Origin of the sequence: Pseudomonas lactis (assembly GCF_001439845.1) — a bacterium.
GTDB classification, from domain to species: Bacteria; Pseudomonadota; Gammaproteobacteria; order Pseudomonadales; family Pseudomonadaceae; genus Aquipseudomonas; species Aquipseudomonas lactis.
Genome location: NZ_JYLO01000004.1, coordinates 270,667 through 289,141, shown reverse-complemented (window position 1 = coordinate 289,141; position 18,475 = coordinate 270,667). Strand labels below are relative to the sequence as shown.

Genomic DNA, 18,475 nt, shown 5'->3' with positions numbered 1-18,475 from the left:
CGTTATTTATATAAGTTCATGAAAAGTTGCTGTGTTCGAAGATGAGTGATCGCCTTGGTTCAATAGCAAAAGTTGAATTTATTGATAATGTAGGGGGAGGCGTTGATGCGCAAAGGATCGCAACGTTGGCGTTGGGTAGGGGGCCTGGCAGCAATGCTGATTGCCCCGCACATACACGCAATGCCGATGGCACAGGATTGCCCGGCGATCGTGTCCCCACTCAAACGCCTGGAATGCTTTGACCTGGCTGCCGGCACGCCCATCCACCATCCGCCTGCGCCGCGTACGCTGAGCCGGGTGCTGCCGATTGTCGACCTGGTACAGCGCAATGAGGCCAAGCGCCAGCCTGAGGATCAGCGCTTTCTGTTGTCGTCATTCCCGGCGCCGGACAACGACCAGCCACCACGGCTGGTGATCTCGGCGCCGGCCTTGGGGGCACTGCCGCCACGGCCCTATTTGGCCATCAGCTGCGAGTCGAAAATCTCGCGCCTGCAATTGGTGCTCGATGAACCGGCCAAGCCCAACAAAATACGCATTCAACTGTTCAAGGATGAGCGCCCCGTATCCGCAGCTTATCAATGGCAGGTGCTGGACGACGCCGGCCTGGTGGTCGATGCCGGGCGCGGGCTGCAGGCGATTGCCCTGTTGCGCAACATGGGCGGTGGCCAGCGCTTGCGCCTGGAGAGCGACTATCCAAGGCTGCACGGCCTGATATTCGACGCCGAGGGGCTGGGCGAATTGATCGAACAGGAGCGCCAGGCATGTCGTTGGTGATCGACGTTCCGGTCGACATCGTCGAGCGGCTGCTGGCCCCCATTGACCCCGGGCAACCTGCCGGGGATTTCGATGTAGAGGACGAAACCTACCAGGCCATCGACCAGGAGATGGTCAAGCTGGGCGGCTTGCGCGAGAGCGATATCGACTGGCCCTACATCGATGAAGCCTCCCGCGACTACCTGGCGACCCAGTGCAAGCACTGGCGCATTGTCGGCCATCTGCAAGTGGTCTGGTTGCGTACCCGCCAGTGGGTGCGCTGGGCCGATGCCCTCGGGCTGATTGCGGGTATGGTCGAACAGTATTGGGACAACGCCTACCCCAAACCCGGCCCCACCGGTTACTTGAACAAGCGCAAGCAGGTGCAGCGGCTGCTGGAGGACCTGGGCCAGGTGCTGCCGGCCCTGGAGCGCAGCAGTTTTGAACCGGCTTACCAAGCAGCGGCGCAACGGGCGCTGGCCAGCCTGCAACAGTGCGTCGACAGCGCCAAGCTCGACCCCGCAGCGTTGGACGCCTTGCAACGGCAGTTGGACAAATACAGCGAGCCGGCCGCGGTGAACGCGCCTGCCCGTATGCCCACCGCCAGCGGCGCCCTGGACGCAGCCTTTTTCAGCCCGCCTAAACCGCAAGCGCCCAGTAACGAACGTGAACAACGCCGTGCGGTGTTGAACATGGCCGAGCAGATCAACCAGCAAGACCCTTACGACCCCACCGGCTACCAATTGCGCCGCTTCGGTCTGTGGTCGCATCTGCGCACCGCGCCTTCAATCGTCCGAGACCGGCGCACCGAACTGACCGCCGTGCCCAAAGATATCGTCGACGGTTATCAGGATGCGCTTAACCACAACGCCATTGAGCCGAACCTGTTACTGCGCATCGAAAAAAGCGTGTGCGCCTCGCCGTACTGGCTGCGCGGCAGTTACCTGGCCGCCCAGGTCGCCTCGCGCCTGGCGATGGAAGAGGTGGCCGGCGCCATTCGCCAAACCTGCGAACGTTTTGTCTGCCGTTTACCGGCCTTGCTGGAGTTGTGCTTCAGCGACGGTACGCCGTTCGTGGATGCACAGACCCAGGCTTGGATCACAGGCGCCGACCAGGCACAAACGGCGGGCAGCCCCGTGCAGGAATACGCTGGCCTGCGCGACGAGCTGGCCGCTCAACTCAACACTGAAGGCGTCGAGCGGGTGCTGCTGCGCCTGCAGGAACTGCACGCTGCCCATGAGGCCCCGCGCCAGCGCAGCTACGCCACGGTGATTGCCGCCGACCTGCTGGCATCCCGTGGCCTGTCGTGGCTGGCGGACGACCTGTACGCCAACGTTGCACGGTTGATGCGCGAGACCACGGCGCAGGGGTGGGAGCCGGAGTTGTATCAGAAGGTGGCAACCATTATCAGTGAACGTAAGGACTAGTCACGTGCCCCGCCAAAGCGACTTGCGTTTTACCTTCGAGCCCTTGAAAAGCGACCCCTTCGACGTGGTCTCTTTCAAGCTCGATGAAAGCCTGTCAAAGCCGTTCAAGCTCACCCTGGAACTGGCCAGCCACAACGCCGCCATCGACTTCAATAACGTGCTCGACCTGGCGGGGCTGTTCACGATCTGGCGCGGCGAAGCCCCAGTGCGCTACGTGCACGGCCTGGTCAGCCTGTTCACCCAGGGCGACACCGGCTTTCGTCGCACCCACTACACCGCGGTAGTCGAACCGACCCTGGCGCGTTTCGACCTGCGTTCCAACTGGCGAATTTTCCAAGGCCAGACCGTGCCCGACATCATCGCCAGCGTGCTTGCAGAGCATCGGCTATCCGACATCCGCAGCGAAATCTGCTTTGAGCATCAACGACGCGAATACTGCGTACAGGCCGGTGAAACCGACCTCGCCTTCATCAGCCGCCTCGCCGCCGAAGAGGGCCTGCTCTACGCCTTCGAACACCGCGCCGACGGCCACACCCTCGTCCTCACCGACCGTGTTGGTGGCCTGGGCACCATTGGGACCCATACCGATTGCCCAGTGATCTATCAGCCAATGGCGGGGGGTGACGCCACGGAACCGGCGTTAACCCGCTTCCACTACACCGAACAGGTACGCACCGCCGTGCAGGTACAGCGCGATTACACCTTCACCCACCCGCGCTACAAGCGCGACATCGCCGGCAAACCCTTCACCAAGACTCGACTCACCGCACTGCGCAATGACGCCAAACTGGCGCACCTGGTCGGTGACGATGCACGCCTGCAACCGGGACTGACGTTCGATCTCAACGAGCATCCCCGCGAAGACTTCAACGACCGTTGGCGCACCATCGCCATCACCCACGAAGGCAAACAGCACACCAGCTTGCAGGAAGAGGCGTTCGGCAGCGACCACGGCACTTCTTATGAAATGACCGCCAGCGCCATCCGCTGGACCTCGGATTGGAAAGCCCCGCTGCGCGACAAACCCTGCATCGACGGCCCACAAATCGCCACCGTGGTCGGCCCGCCAGGGGAAGAGATCTATTGCGATGAATGGGGCCGGGTCAAGGTGCAATTCCCGTGGGATCGTGCGGACAAAAACAACGATCAGAGCTCGTGCTGGATTCGTGTGGCGCAGGGTTGGGCCGGTGCGACCTGGGGCGCCATGGCCGTGCCGCGCGTGGATCAGGAACTGATCATCAGCTTTCTGGATGGTGACCCGGACCAGCCCATCGCCACAGGCCGGACTTATCGCGAGACCAATTTGCCGCCCTACGAGCTCCCTAAGCTCAACGCCGTAGCGACAACCAAAAGTCGCGAATTCAAGGGGACCCGCGCCAATGAGCTGCGCATTGACGACACTACGGCGCAAATCAGCGCGGCGTTGATGAGTGATCACGAGCATAGCGCGCTGCATCTGGGTTACCTCACTCATCCTCGCCATTACGGTGGCGGTAAACCCAGGGGGGAGGGGTTTGAGTTACGTACGGATGGGCACGGTGCGTTGCGCGCAGCAAAAGGTTTATTGCTGACTGCTGAAGCACAACTGAAGGCCGCTGCGGGCCACCTGGAGCGCCAGCAAGTCATTGAGGTGCTGCAAACCGCCCTGGCGTTGGCCAAGCAGTTAGGCAGTTCGGCTGAGGTTGCCCAAGGCATTGCTCAGGATTGGCAACCGCAACAGGCCCTCACCGAGGCCGTCAACACCCTGGGGCAGGGCGCCAATGACCAGCCCAACGGCACAGGCACTGGCGCGCAGCCCATCATCGTCCTGAGCGGGCCCGCGGGTATTGCTGCCGCCACATCCCGCAGCATTGCCATAGGCGCAGGCGAACACATCGACAGCGTCGCGCAACAAAACCTGCAACTGACCGCCGGTAAAAAAGTGGTGATTAACGCGGGTGACGAGCTGGGCCTGTTCGCCCAGGGCGGTGACATGCGCCATATCGCCCAGAACGGTCAACTGCTGCTGCAGGCCCAGCACAACAGCATCCAGGTGCAAGCAGATCAGAGCGTGGAAATCAGCGCCAGCCAGCAACACGTGCTGGTGGCGGCGGACAAACACATCACCCTGCTGTGCGGCGGGGCCTACATCAAGATGCAGGGCGGCAATATCGAGCTGGGCATGCCCGGCGATTTCATTGTGAAGGCTGCGAACAAACACTTCATTGACCCCAGCCATGCCGCGACGCAACTCAACAGCTGGCCCAGCACCTCGTTCAACGAACGCTTTCAACCCTTTTTCAACGGTCAACCCATGCGCAACCGTGCCTACGCCTTGGTTCGCAAAGACGGCGCACGCTTCGAAGGCCGCACTGATGGCGAAGGCTACGTCACCCTGCAACAGGGCATGACGCTGGAAGGGTTGACATTGGAATGGCTTGAAAACGGAGACCCCATATGACCGATAGCCCGACGACCCCCCGTGTCGCCCCCATGCACTACAACGCGCGGGGCAACCCCGTGCATACCTGGACCCTCACGCCCAGCCATATCACCGATCCGGTGCACTGCATATTGCCGCCGGATGGCGTGCTGCCGGTGATCTTTGTGCCGGGGATTATGGGGTCGAATTTGAAGAGCAAGCCTGCGGAGCAGGAAAGTGAAGATTCGGGAGAGGAGGGGGTGCCTGTCTGGCGGTTGGATGCCGGGTTTATGGGTAAGAACATATGGTTGGCCACAAATTGGTTCAACAAAAAGCCAGGAGTGCGGCAACGCTTGTTGCATCCTGACAAGGTGGAAGTAGATAACGAAGGAGCGGTGCCCAAACTAGCCGTAGGCACGGTCATTACCCAGCCGGAACGGGACAGGAAAAAGGCTGCCCTGGCCTTGACCCTGCGTTATAGAGAGCGCGGGTGGGGCGAAGTTAGCGAAACCAGCTATCACGCATTTCTTCTGTGGCTGGAAGACACCCTTAACAGCGAATTCATGCCGCACAAATGGCCGCAATTCGACATTCGGCCTGAGCATCTGCATACCCGCAGTATCGAGCCCGGCCCAGTTCAAGTCACCGAGTTGAAACCCGAAATGCCCATCGCCATGCCCGGGTTGGGCGTTAACCTGGCGGCGCAGTTGCCGTCGATTATGTCGGACGAGTTGGCGGCGCGTGGTGGCTACCGCATGCCGGTGCATGCCTGTGGTTACAACTGGCTGGACTCCAACGAGGAGGCCGCGTCAAGGCTGGCTGAGCGTATTGATGAACTCATGCAGCAGTACGGTCGCAACTGCCAACAGGTGATTCTGGTTACCCACTCCATGGGCGGGCTGGTGGCACGGCGATGCGCGCAGCTACCGGGTATGGCCGACAAAATTGCCGGCGTCGTGCACGGCGTGATGCCCGCCATCGGGGCGCCGGTCGCTTACCGTCGCTGCAAGGTCGGCATGCGCGACGAAGACCCCATTGCCGGCGCGGTCATTGGCCCCACCGGCCAGGAGGTCACCGCTGTATTTGCGCAGGCACCCGGTGCCTTGCAATTGCTGCCCACCCAGGACTATGCCCCGGGCTGGCTGCGGCTGATTGACGAGCGCGGAGCCCCGGCTATGCCGCGTCAACCGGTAAAGGATCCTTACGAAGAGATTTATCTACGCCGTGACCGTTGGTGGGGATTGTTGCGCGAGGAGTGGTTGGCACCGAAGGATGGAGATCCGATTACTTGGAAAGATTTCGCGAATAACATCCGGAGCGCAAAAGAGTTTCACCAGGATATTGCTGGGTCTTACCACCCTCAAACCTACGTTTACTACGGCAACGACGATAAGCACCCCAGTTTCGAAGCCATCACCTGGGAGATGCGTCGTGGGTCTCGCCTCAATGGCCCTTATGCCTCAAGCCCGGACGCCTTCACGGTGTCCAGCTTGCAAATGCATGAGGTGCGTGACGACGGGCGAAGCCCGTTGTACGTAGGCGGGCAAGCCGAAAGCGTAATGCCCCCACGCGGTGACCCCAATGCGCCAGTGAAGACCGTGCAGACCAGCTATTGGGAACTGCATTGCCGTATGCAGGACGGCGCTGGCGACGGCACCGTACCGGTGAGCTCCGGCCGCGCGCCAATCAGGCAGGTCCGCCAGGGTTCTGTCCGCCAGCAAGTGCAGGCCCCAGGGTTCGATCATGAAGCGTCCTACGCCAACCCGCTCACTCAGCAATTCACCCTCTACTCCCTGATCAAGATCGCGGCGAAAGCCAAGAGGCCTCTATGCGCAGGCTGACCGTTTTTTTTACATGCCTGCTGCTTGGATCGCTTGCAGGTTGCACCACTTTCAGACAACCCAGTGAACAGGAGAAACAAACCGTGCACGAGTTGACCAGCAACATGCGCACCTGGGCGCTGGGCCGTGGGCTGATAGATTTGCCCGCCAACTGGACGGGGGGCGGGGATGTGAAGTTGTACTACGGGCTGGGGGCCGATCATGCATCCGTTGAAGTGCGGGTGTTGGGCGAGGGGGTGTCACAGCAACGCTTTTCCGCGGCCTTGCAGGAACGGGCCAGCAGGATCGCCGCGGTCAAAAACTATGAGATGGATGACGTATCAATGCTGGTGTCAGCCAAAGCGCAGACACCGCAAAGTGTCATGTTGCAATACTATCGGCGTCCCACACCGCGTCAGACTTTCGTTCACGAACTCCACCTGCTGGTCGATGACGTCTACGTCATGCTCCGAGCTGACTCCTTCAAGGGTAATACCGCCCCTGTTGAAGATCGTCTGTTAAAGCTTTCAAAAGAAATCTTCAAAGTCACCCCTGAAACCGCAGGCGCAGGCTTTGCACTGGGCTCCATTGTCATTCGCAGTCATCACGACCATGAGATCGCCAGTTTCTATTTTCGCCCCCCCGCTTCAGACGTATCGCTGAACGTCTACTACAACGCCTTATCACCTGATGATGGAGAACGTTTGCATGTCCGAACCCAAAAAGACGGGAAAATATTCCTCGCAGGCGATTATGAACAACTGCGGATGGGCCAAATCACATTAGCCGGAATGCAAGCCGAAGAATCCTTGATCGGCTTCAGTGATGACACACATCGTCAAATACTTTTCGTCAGCGAGAACTATCGAGATAACCCATCCCTAAGCCGTCCAGCTATGAGTATTCGCCTATCGGCAGGCGGAAAGAAGCGTACCGCCATAGATCCTGATAAACCCAGGGATCTTGTGCGCTGGACCCTTCCCCAATTCGCCAACAAAGGCTACGAGCGGCCTCTCTGGCAACGACCCGCGTCACCGGAACCCGTCAACCCCTCGCTCACCGACTACGAAGCCATGGCCGTGTGGGACGCGATCCTCAAATCCGTACGCATCCGCTACGGCTCGGTCGCGCCCAAGCCGGACCCCTGGGCCAACATTCGCGGGCCCAGTGCCGAAGAAGCTGCCGAAAGCAAGCGCATCCTCGATGAGTTCATTGCCAGCTTGGAAAAACGTAGGTCATTACCAGGGGATAGCGATCAATGAATAGCGCCCATCGGCTTTCTTTTGGCCGCCTTCATTCTAAAGCCCCCCAGCTTCTTTTCATGTGCTTGACGCTCGCGTTGCTCACGGGCTGCGCGGCCTTCAAACAACCCAGTGAACAGGAGAAACAAACCGTGCACGAATTGACCAGCAACATGCGCACCTGGGCGTTGGGCCGAGGTTTGATTGATTTGCCGGCCAACTGGAGTGGTGGCGGCGACGTGAAGCTCTACTACGGGCTGGGCGCCGATCATGCGTCTGTTGAAGTACGTGTGCTGGGAGAGGGCGTGACGCGGGAACGTTTTGACACAGCTATACGTGAGCGAGCCAGTAGAATCGCGGCGGTCAAGAATGATGAGATGAACGATATACCGATGTTGGTTTCCGCCAGGGTTGATACACCGCAAAGTGCCATGTTGCAGTACTACATGCGTAAAACCCAGCGCCAGACCTTCGTCCACGAACTCCACCTGCTGGTCGATGACGCTTACGTCATGCTTCGGGCTGACTCCTTTAAAGGAAACACCGCACCGGTTGAAGCGCGCCTGTCAAAGCTGTCCAAGGAGATATTCAAAATTGCACCTGAGAAAGCCGGTGCAGGCTTTGCCCTGGGGCCGATTGTGATCCGAAGTCACCACGATCAGGAGATCGCAAGCTTTGAGTTCAGTCCGCCTGCCTCTGATATTTCGCTGGAAATTTACATCAATGCTTTATCGCCTAGTCAAACGAAGAGCATAAAAACCCGGACCGAGGAAGGCGCACGGGTTTTCCTCGCAGGTGATTATGAAAATCTGCGCACGAAGAAGATCACTCTTGCGGGAATGTCGGCGGAAGAATCCCTGATTGGCTTCAGCGACGATACTCATCGTCAACTCCTCTTCGGAGCCGAAAACTATCGTGAGGATCCATCGCTAAGTCGCCCGAGCATGAACTTTCGCATGTCGGCTGGAGGTATGAAAGCCGAACCGATCGGCCCCGACGAACCAGAGGATTTGGTTCGCTGGACCCTGCCCGAATTCGCCAACAAAGGCTACGAACTACCTCTCTGGCAACAACCCGCGTCACCAGAACCCGTCAACCCCTCGCTCACCGACTACGAAGCCATGGCCGTGTGGGACGCAATCCTCAAATCCGTACGCATCCGCTACGGCGCGGTCGCGCCCAGACCGGACCCTGAGGCCAACAGTCGCGGCCCCAGTGTCAAGGAGGCTGTCGAAAGCAAACGCATCCTCCATGAATTCATCGCCAGCGTTGAAAACGCAAGCCATGCCCCCGGGCGTGGTTCAGCGGGAGCAACAGGGATGCGTTCACCGTGTGTAAGCAACGAACTCTAAAAAAGCGTTAGGAGCGATTCATGAAAACAGTCTGGAGTTACCTCAAACGCTGGGGCCTGCCGGTGCTGCGCCAATTCAACCAGGCATGGCCGGTGTTGGTGCTGTTGGGGGTGATGTTCTTGCTGGTCGCCATCTGGTGGCTGGGCCCGCAGTGGACGTGGCGTGAGCGCCAACCGTTGGGCGAGTGGGCGATGCGGGTCTCGGCCAGTGTGGCGGTGATCGTGGTGCCGCTGCTGATCTGGGCGTGGCGCGTGCGCGAGCGTTATCAGCGTTTGCAGGTTGAACGCCAGCATGAGGCTGCCGTGCAAGCCGACCCTTGCTTGCCTTATATCGAGGCTCAAGAGCGGGCGTTGGACCGCAGCCTGGGCAGCCTGCTGAATAATATGGAGCGCCGCCGTTCACTGTATCAACTGCCGTGGTACCTGGTGCTCGGTGAGGAGAATGCCGGCAAGACCAGTCTGATCACCCGCTCCAACCAGAGCTTTTCGTTGTCTCATGTGACCAAGGCTGGGGTCAGGGCTCAGGAAGAGCAACTGGCCTACCCGGTGGATTGGTGGATCGGGGACGAGGCGGTGTTGATTGACCCACCGGGTGAATTTCTCAGCCACCCGGATTCACCGGCTGAAAACGTCGAGCAGCAGGGCAAGTTCAAGCCGGTGTTGCCCACCGGCACTCATGCGCGGCTTTGGTCGCACCTGCTCGACTGGCTGACGCGTAACCGCAGCCGTCGGGCATTGAACGGCGTAGTGCTGGTAATTGATATACAGGTCTTGTTGGCGCAACGTCCCGAACAACGCAAGGCCCACGCTAACCTGCTGCGCACCCGGCTGTTTGAGCTGACGCGGCAATTGGGCACGCGCTTGCCGGTGTACGTGACGCTGAGCAAGTTTGACCTGCTGGAAGGCTTCGAAGAGTTCTTCGCCAGGTTATCGCGCAGTGGTCGCGAAGACCTGCTGGGCTTCACGTTCAGCCTGGACGCGGTGGATGATTTTGATGCCTGGCTGGCGGAGCTGACGCGTCAGTATCAAGCCTTTGTTGATTGCCTCTGCGAACAGGTTTTCAACAGCACCCGGGAGGCGCGCACGTTGGATGAGTGTGATCGCTTGCAGGCGCTGATGCATCAGATGGCGGGCTTGCGCCGCGCGTTGTTTGGTTTCCTGACTGAAATGCTTGGCAGTGATCGGTTCACCACACCCGCGTTGGTGCGCGGGCTGTATTTTTCCTCGGTGTTGCAGCAGGGCACTCTGAGCAATGCTTTCATCAAAGAAGCAGGGCAGGCGTATCAACTGCCGCCACCGCCACCGGAGGTCAAACCGGCCGGTGGCACGACCATCTACTTTGCCCAGCAACTGTTCCAGCGGGTGATCTACCCCGAAGCGGGGCTGGCGGGCGACAACATCAAGGTGGCCCGCAGCAAGCGTCGGCTGTTGATCGCGGGGTTCAGCGTTGCGTCCCTGGGATGTTTGGTGACCATCGGCACCTGGCAGTTTTACTTCAATATCAACCGCGACAAGGCGGCCAACGTATTGGCCAAGAGCCAGGAGTTCAGTGAGCGGGATATCGACGCCAAGGTCGACCCCACCGGGCGCAACCTGTTGCTGCCCCTGGACCAGATCCGTGATGCGGTGCTGGTCTATGGCGACTACCGCCAAGCCTGGCCGTTGCTGTCGGACATGGGCTTGTACCAGGGCAGGGCGATTGGCCCCACCGTGGACGAAGCCTACCTGAATCTGTTGTCCAAGCGCTTCCTGCCGGCGATTGCCAGCGGTGTGCTCGACGCCATCAACGCGGCGCCCGCCGGTAGCAACAAGCAACTGGCGGCCTTGCGCGTGTACCGTATGCTCGAAGAGCGCCCCAACCGCCGTGCGGCCATCGTCGAAGAGTGGGTTGCCAAGCAATGGCAGCGTGCCTATCCCGGTCAGGGCCAGCTGCAGGCTGATCTGATGGGGCACCTGGGCTACGCGCTGAAATACGCCGATGCCGACCTGCCGCACTACCGCGAACGCATTACCCAAGTGCAGCAGCAACTGCGCCAGTTGCCCATGGCCGAACGGGTCTATATGAGCCTCAAACAGGACGCTCTGGAACGTTTGCATCGCCCGTTGGACCTGCGCAACGAGATCGGCCCGGCATTCGATATCGTTTACCGTCCGCTGAACACCGATCAAGCGGGCAGCAGCCTGCAATTGCCGCCGCTGCTCACCGCCAAGGGCTTCAAGGACTATTTCGAACCGGGCACCGAGGGCATCATCGAACTGGCAATGATCGACCAGTGGGTACTGGGCGAACGACAACGTCTGGACTACTCCGCCGAAGACCGCAACGTGCTGACCCAGCGTATCCGCGCCCTGTACAGCGCCGACTACGTGGACAGCTGGCGGCGGGCGTTGAACCAGTTTGCAGTGACCGACTTCGACGACCTTAGCCACGGTGTGGCGGTATTGGAGCAAGTCACCGGCCCGGCCGCGCCGCTACGACGCTTGCTGGAAACCCTGCGCGACAACAGCGTGATCTACCCGACCGTGCCCTTGGCTGAAGGGCAAGCGCCGCTCAAGCTCGACAAGGTGTCTGAGGGGCAACAACAGGCGGCCGGGATTCGGCGCGCATTCTCCAGTCTTTCAGAACTGATCAACGCACGAGGCGACCAGCCGTCTTACTACGAAGAAACCCTGCGCTCGGTCAGCGCCGTCTATGACTACGCCAAAGCCGTGCACGACAATCCCGACCCCGGCAAAGCCGCCCTTAAAACCGTGCTTAACCGCTTCTCCCTGGGCGGCGCCGACCCCATCGCCAACCTGCAACGTGTTGCCGTGGGCCTGCCCGAACCGCTGAACCAGCAAGTCAAAAAGCTTGCCGACCAGACGTCTCAGGTACTGGTGATTGCCGCTCTGCGCGAGCTGGAGAAACGCTGGGACAGCGAAATCTACAGCTTCTACCGCGAGCGTCTGGCGGGCCGCTATCCGTTCAAGGCCAGTGGCGAGGATGCGTCGCTGGATGATTTCGAGGCCTTCTTCGGTCCACAAGGACGCTTGCAGCAATTCCATGATCAGTACCTGAACGTGTTCCTCAAAGACAACCTCGATGCGCTTTACTCCGACAGCCTTGGCGGCTACCTGGTGCGCAGCGATGTGCTGGAACAGCTGAAAAAAATCGAGCGCATCCGCGATACCTTCTTCAACCATCGCGGCCACCTCGCGGTGCAACTCACCATCGAACCTCTGGCCCTGAGCGCCACCCGCCTGAGCAGCATGCTCAGCGTCGACGGCCAGCTTATCCCGTACCAACACGGCGCCCCGCAACGCATCGGGCTGGTCTGGCCCAACAGCCTGGGCAACACCAACGGCAGCCAACTGACCCTGGTGCACAGCACCGGCAACACCGCCAGCCTGAGCTATCGCGGGCCGTGGTCGCTGTTCCGCCTGCTCAGCCGTGGGCACCTCAATGGCCGCACCGACACCAGCGTAGACCTGACTTTTTCTGTCGCCGATGGGTTGATGCGTTATCGGATTGGGGCAGAGAAGGCTAATAACCCGATTACTCAGCGCAGTTTTGAAGGGTTTGTGTTGCCGAGGACCCTGCTTGAAGAGCGCCAGACGAAGAGAGACCCAAGCAAGGTTGGAAGTGTCGCCGCAACCGCTATCAGCGATGAGCGTCCATAAGTCAGCGATCACACACCACCCGCTCGACACGCACCGTTTTCAGTGTCATTTGTATTTCGAATGTACCGGGTAAGGCCTTGCAGCAATTGGGAGAAACGTTGGGCATAGATATCCCCCTGCGATGGAAGCAGCCAAGTGCTGTTGATTTCCAGCTGAACGCTGGGAACGCCAAGAGAGGAGGCAAATCGTGTGAGCGTATGATGCTTGGCGGCAGGGAAGTAGTCGTCTGAGAAGTTGCGAAGCCCTTCCTTGCGCAACGCTTTGCGCAAGGAAGGGACGATATCCGTGCGGCCCAGCAACGACGCCCCTTCCATGGTGCCAAAGTCGACATCGTAGGGGCGCGAGGTGCTGCTGCCGTGGAGGTCAATCAATAGCTTGGGCTTGTGCTGTTTGATCAGCTCGGCGACTTCGGCCTTGAAGGCATTGTCGTCGTAGTAGTTGGGGTCGGATGGGCTGCGGTATTGGGTATAAATGACCGTTGCGCAGGTTAAGGTATTGAGCAGTTTGGCCAGCGCCGCCGTGCCTGCGCCGTCGGAAAAACGATAGCTGCCTTCTCGATAGGGCTTCGTGGCGTGGGGCGCGGTGATGAGGACGGGCGTACTGCCTTTGAGGACGGCATACCAAGCGGTGTCGGTGGGGGCGGCTGTGGCACTTTGAGCCTCGATCGCTGTTTCAATCGTTATCGCTTCTTGTATCTGCGACGGCTCGATGAGGGCGCGTTCTGCCTGTGCCACTCCCATGGTAGTGAGCAAGCCGATCGCCAGCGTTACGCTGATGGCGCGTGGGCGCAAGTTCATGAGGAGATGCTCAGGCCGGGTGTGGCCGCAGTTTTTTGGTGATGCGCGCGCACCCTGTAATTTGGTTGAACTGCACGTAATGGGCTTGCGCCGTCCATTCCTCGACCAGGATCAAATACTCGGCCGGCGGATTGATCTGGCGCAGATAACCGCACAGCAGGCGTGTGCGTCGCGCGTTCATCGGCTGCTTTAGTGTCAAGATGACGTTGTCTGCGGCACGGCATTCAGTGATCTCCATGACTGAGCCCCTCATCGAGTGCTGGCGGCAAACGTGCTGGCCCAGTATCAGAGGCTGGGGATTCTCGCCGCGTGGCGTTCATTCTCAGATGAGGCGTTGCAGGCGTCTACTGTCATACTTGACAGTCCTTTAGTCGGTTGTGCACTGCCGTGACCCATTCCTCGACGTAACGGGCGTTAAATGATTCAGAGGCACAGACCGTCGACTACGTGCGCTCAGCTTCAAGTAACAGCGGGCTGCCTCACCTTGCGACTTAACCCCGGTGTCTTGCCCGTAATACGCTTGAATGCGCGACTGAAAGCGGCTTGGGATGTATAGCCCAAGCGCTGTGCTACCTCTTCGATCGGCAGCCTTTCGAGGGTCAGCCACTGGCTTGCGAGCCGCATTCGCAGTTCGGTGACATAGCGCAGCGGCGTCATGCCAATCGTCACCTGGAAGCGGTCCGCGAAGGCCGAGCGTGAGGTGTTGCATTGCGCTGCCAATTGCGCAACGGTCCAGTCGCGGCCCGGTTGTTGATGGAGCGCTAGCAGTGCACCGGCCAAGCGTGGATCGCGTAAAGCGGCGACCAGGCCAGAGGCATTCCCGCAGGCACACTCCACCCAGCCGCGAACGATCATGGCGGCCACCACGTCGGCCAACCGCGCGAGGATACCGGCGAAGCCCACACGTGCGGCGCTGACTTCGCGCTCCATGGTGGTCAGAATAGGCACCAGCCCGGGGTAGCGCTGGCCGTCGGCATCAATCAACATCAGGCCCGGCATCAGTTTGCCGAGGCCATGGATGCTGCCCAGTTCAAACTCCATACAACCACTGAACAAAATGGTGCTCGGCGTTGGGTTGGCATCGGTTCCGGTGTGCACCGCGCTCACGGTGTCACCGAGGGGGACGCCGTCTAGGCGGTCGATGTCCTGAACGGCGACGTCCGCATGGGAATACAGTTGATGGGCCGCGCCATGGGAGATGAACACGGCGTTGCCGGCAGACAGCGCATAGGTGGTGCCGTCCGCCATTCGCAGGACCGCATTGCCGATGGCCATGAAATGGAACCAGGCATGCCCAGGTTTTTCAGCGAAGCCCAAACCGAAACTCGGACTGGTTTGTATACGCCGGTATTCGACGCCACGCAGGCGCATGCCGCGCAACAGCTCGTTGATGAGATCCGAGGCAAGAGCAAACGGTTCTGCAGACATTGTTCAGGTGTTTTAGTCAAAAATGAGAGATTTTGGATCATAGATCATCCAGATTCGCGCGCCTAGACTGCGTGTCGCAATGATGATTGGGAGATCCCTGTAATGACTGACTGTGTGTGTAATGCCGTATCCAACCGCCATCCCGACGCCTTCTCGGATGCAGAGCCTGCGGCCCCCGCGTGGATGGCCGTCTTCTCGCTGGCAATGGGGGTGTTCGGGTTACTGACCGCTGAGTACCTTCCGGCCAGTTTGTTAACACTGATGGCGACTGATTTGGGCGTGTCCGAAGCGCTGGCTGGCCAGGCGGTAACGGTGACAGCAGTGGTAGCGTTGTTCGCCGGTTTGTTGGTGCCAGGCCTGACCCGCGGCATCGACCGACGTTGGGTGTTGTTGGGGTTTTCCACGTTGATGGTTGCCTCCAATCTGTTGGTCGCCGTTTCTTCCAGCTTCGCGGTGCTGCTGTTGATGCGCATCTTGCTGGGGGTTGCCCTTGGCGGGTTCTGGAGCATGGCTGCGGCGGTGGCGATGCGCTTGGTGCCGAGTGCGCTGTTGCCTCGGGCGCTTTCGATCATTTTCAGCGGCATTGCCGTCGGGACGGTCGTTGCAGTGCCGCTGGGCAGCTATCTGGGCGGGCTATATGGCTGGCGCAGTGCGTTCTTTGCAGCGGCGGCGGTCGGCATGGTGACCCTGGCGTTTCAGTCATTGACTTTGCCCCGCCTTGCGCCGCGCCGGCCGGCACGTCTGCGCACGGTTTTCGACGTGTTGCAGCGCCCGGGCATCGCCATGGGGATGTTCGGTTGTGTACTGGTGCATAGCGGCCACTTCGCGATGTTCACTTATGTTCGGCCATTCCTTGAAGGCACTACCGGCATCGGCCCGCAAGGGCTGTCGCTGATGTTGCTGGGCTTCGGGGTGGCGAACTTCGTCGGCACACTGTTGGCCGGCAAGTTGCTGGAGCGTCACCCGCTGGCCACTCTGGTGTTAATGCCTGTGCTGGTCGGGGTTGCAGCACTGGCGTTGGTGCTGTTGCCGCCCTCGTTGCCGGGGCAGGCGGTACTGCTGGCAATCTGGGGCTTGGCCTTTGGCGGTGTGCCGGTGGCGTGGTCGAACTGGGTCGCCAGCGCGGTACCTGATCAGGCGGAAAGCGCCGGGGGGATGGTGGTGGCCTCTGTGCAGTCCGCCATCGCCACGGGCGCCGCCGCTGGCGGTGCAGTGTTCAGCCTCGGTGGCAGCGCGGGCGTGTTCATAGCGGCAGCGGTGCTGATGCTGCTGGCTGCGGTGCTGATTGCGCTGCGTGTTCGGGTCCCTTCTGTGCATGGCGTTCGCGAGTCCAAGCCCGCGTTGCACCTTTGATTCGGATTTTCAAACCGCCTCGACCTTCTCTAGAGCCCCCGCAAAGGCGGGGGCTCAAGGTGTGATGTTGATTGAGTTAGCCTGCCGACCAGACTATTACCCATACCTATCTATCCCATCCAACGATGATTCACTCCCTAGGCTGGCTGCTTCGACAGCTACCTTTGAAGAGTGACTTCATGCCTGAAAGCAATCCACTGTTACTGCCCTACGACCTGCCACCGTTCTCTGCCATCCGAGCAGAACACTTGGTGCCCGCCATTGAGCAGATCATCACTGAAAGTCGCAACACCACCGCCACGATCATTGCCAGCCAGACGCCATTCCCCACCTGGGACGACCTGGTGCAAGCAGTGGAGGCGTTGGAGGCTCGCCTGGATGGCGTTCTCAAAATCATCGAGCTGCTTGACTCCCACCCCCAAGGGCCTGCATGGACGCTGGCATCACACCGCAGTTATGAGCTGGCCATGCAGTACAGGGTTGAGTTGGCCGGGAACAACGACCTGTATCAACTGCACCGACAACTTGCCGACAGCCCGATCGCGACCCTTTTCAATGAACAACGCCACAGCGCGTTGCGTAAAATATTGCGCAAGTACCACTTGGCTGGCCTTGATCTTTCTCCTGAAAAGCAGCGACGGCTGAAAGCGTTGAACCTGCAAATCGATGAATTCAGCCACGAGTTCCTGCGTCGTGTGAGCGACTCCAGTGACGCATGGCGTAAGCACATTCAAGACAAGGCGCTGCTGAGCGGACTACCTGACGCAGCCCTGGCGCGCATGGAGTTCGCGGCTCGGGACGCAGGCCTGGGGGGATGGTTATTAACCCTTTCGAAGCAATCCTTTCAGGAGGTGATGAGCTACGCCGACCATAGAGCCTTGCGCCAGGAAATGATGCTGGCTTACTACAGCCGTGCCGTGGGCACGGGGCCTGACGCCATTGCCACTGACAATGAAGCGGTTCTGACCGTGTTGCTCGACAGTCGTCACCAGAAAGCACAATTGCTGGGCTATGCCAACTTCGCCGAGCTGGCGCTGGTGGAACAAATGGCGGAGACGACCGATGAGGTCACTGCCTGTGTGCATCAACAGATTGATCAGGCACGCACGACATTTGCCCATGATGCACAACAACTGCAACGCTATGCCGCGCAACGGGGAGTCGATGCGCTAGAACCGTGGGATTACGACTTTTTCGCGGAAAAAATTCGCCAGGACGTGTCGGGTGTCTCCCAGGACGCAGTGCGCCTCTACTTCCCGTTGGAGACAGTGCTGCAACGCTTGTGCACGTTCACCCAAACGCTGTTCGGCGTTGAGCTGATTGAACAAGCCACGGTCGATACCTGGCACCCGGATGTGCGGGTATTTGAACTCAGGGAGTACGCGCAGCCGATTGGACATTTGTTTATTGACCCTTATCGCCGCGTGGCGGGCGGCGAAATTGGCGCCGCCATGGGCTTGCGCAATCACCGAATGACTGCCGAGGGGCGCCCACAACGGCCCATAGCCGTGCTGCGCAGCCAGTTGCCACGACCTACGGCGGCCCAGCCTTGCTTGCTGGATCACCTGCAATTGAGGGTCCTATTGCATGAGTTCGGACACTGCCTGCAGCATCTGTTGTCCGCCGCCCCCTACCGGGCGATTTCGGGCATGGGCCAATTAAGCCACGATACGACGGAGTTCTTCGGCCTAGTGCTGGAGCAGTTCTGCCTTACGCCGTCGTTCCTGATCTATCTATCCGGGCATGTGCAGACGGGAAATCCCTTGCCTGACAAAATGGCGACGCAAATGAGCCGATTTGCTCATACCCAGACCAGTCAGGAAACCGCCAGTATTTTGCTCACGGGCCTCGTTGACTTCGAGTTGCACCGCACCTATGGCGACGGGCGCACACCGCATGAAGTATTCACCGACGCCAATGTTGAAGTCGGGCATTTGCAGTGGCCTGATGGCGCTCGTCCGATCAACAGTTTCGAACAACCGATGGGTAGCTATGGCGCCAAACTGTATTCCTACACGTGGTCCGGCGTTCTGGCCCGCCAGGCGTTTGAGCGGTTTGAGCGTGATGGCCTGTTCAACCCGCAGACCGGGAAAGCCTTCCGGGACGCGTTCATCACTGAGGGCGATACCGTTACTCTGTTGAGCGCACTTGCGCTTTTCCGGGGGGACGGCGCGGGATGTGTCGGGCATTCCACCGGGGTATGAAGCGCTGGTGCATATGTAGCCCCTGAGCTGAAACGTGGAA

The 18,475-nt window shown here is 59.9% G+C and carries 12 protein-coding genes; 9 read left to right on the top strand and 3 right to left on the bottom strand.

The features are described 5' to 3' along the window. Window positions 1-105: 105 nt before the first annotated feature. Genes vasI through tssM form a run of 7 tightly spaced genes read left to right on the top strand, consistent with a single transcriptional unit; the run spans window position 106 to window position 12,653 of the window. The gene (vasI, locus tag TX24_RS08255) at window positions 106-774 is read left to right on the top strand and encodes a type VI secretion system-associated protein VasI (RefSeq protein ID WP_244175841.1); all 669 of its coding nucleotides are present in this window, start codon (window positions 106-108) and stop codon (window positions 772-774) included. Continuing rightward, window positions 762-2,180, top strand: coding sequence for a type VI secretion system protein TssA (gene tssA, locus TX24_RS08250; RefSeq protein WP_057710121.1), 1,419 nt, complete (start codon window positions 762-764; stop codon window positions 2,178-2,180). Before vasI ends, tssA begins: the two co-directional genes overlap by 13 nt. Before the next feature lie 4 nt (window positions 2,181-2,184). Continuing rightward, a complete protein-coding gene (locus TX24_RS08245; RefSeq protein ID WP_057710120.1) occupies window positions 2,185-4,620 on the top strand; it encodes a type VI secretion system Vgr family protein in 2,436 nt (811 codons plus the stop codon). Next, entirely contained in the window at window positions 4,617-6,422 is a 1,806-nt protein-coding gene (locus TX24_RS08240) for an esterase/lipase family protein (protein WP_057710119.1), read from the top strand. The genes TX24_RS08245 and TX24_RS08240 overlap by 4 nt, the downstream gene beginning before the upstream one ends. Then, window positions 6,410-7,663, top strand: coding sequence for a T6SS immunity protein Tli4 family protein (locus tag TX24_RS08235; protein WP_057710118.1), 1,254 nt, complete (start codon window positions 6,410-6,412; stop codon window positions 7,661-7,663). The genes TX24_RS08240 and TX24_RS08235 overlap by 13 nt, the downstream gene beginning before the upstream one ends. Continuing rightward, the gene (locus TX24_RS08230; protein WP_244175839.1) at window positions 7,660-8,994 is read left to right on the top strand and encodes a T6SS immunity protein Tli4 family protein; all 1,335 of its coding nucleotides are present in this window, start codon (window positions 7,660-7,662) and stop codon (window positions 8,992-8,994) included. Before TX24_RS08235 ends, TX24_RS08230 begins: the two co-directional genes overlap by 4 nt. A 20-nt stretch (window positions 8,995-9,014) precedes the next feature. After that, window positions 9,015-12,653: a type VI secretion system membrane subunit TssM gene (gene tssM, locus TX24_RS08225; protein ID WP_057710117.1), complete on the top strand. Its 3,639-nt coding sequence runs from the start codon at window positions 9,015-9,017 to the stop codon at window positions 12,651-12,653. Window positions 12,654-12,661: 8 nt separating this feature from the next. Here tssM and TX24_RS08220 read toward each other — a convergent pair whose 3' ends face one another. From TX24_RS08220 to TX24_RS08210, 3 genes are all read right to left on the bottom strand, one after another. Beyond that, window positions 12,662-13,450, bottom strand: coding sequence for an N-formylglutamate amidohydrolase (locus tag TX24_RS08220; RefSeq protein ID WP_057710116.1), 789 nt, complete (start codon window positions 13,448-13,450; stop codon window positions 12,662-12,664). A 10-nt stretch (window positions 13,451-13,460) separates the two neighbouring features. Next, window positions 13,461-13,688: a hypothetical protein gene (locus TX24_RS08215; RefSeq protein ID WP_034135298.1), complete on the bottom strand. Its 228-nt coding sequence runs from the start codon at window positions 13,686-13,688 to the stop codon at window positions 13,461-13,463. 221 nt (window positions 13,689-13,909) lie between these two features. After that, complete coding sequence (locus tag TX24_RS08210; protein ID WP_057710115.1) at window positions 13,910-14,878, bottom strand: AraC family transcriptional regulator; 969 nt, start codon at window positions 14,876-14,878, stop codon at window positions 13,910-13,912. A gap of 102 nt (window positions 14,879-14,980) precedes the next feature. Between TX24_RS08210 and TX24_RS08205 the strand changes: the two genes are divergently transcribed. Beyond that, window positions 14,981-16,231, top strand: coding sequence for an MFS transporter (locus tag TX24_RS08205; RefSeq protein ID WP_057710114.1), 1,251 nt, complete (start codon window positions 14,981-14,983; stop codon window positions 16,229-16,231). Window positions 16,232-16,410: 179 nt separating this feature from the next. Beyond that, window positions 16,411-18,435 carry a M3 family metallopeptidase gene (locus TX24_RS08200; protein ID WP_057710113.1) on the top strand — a complete coding sequence of 675 codons (2,025 nt, stop codon included), beginning with the start codon at window positions 16,411-16,413 and terminating at the stop codon, window positions 18,433-18,435. Window positions 18,436-18,475 lie beyond the last annotated feature (40 nt).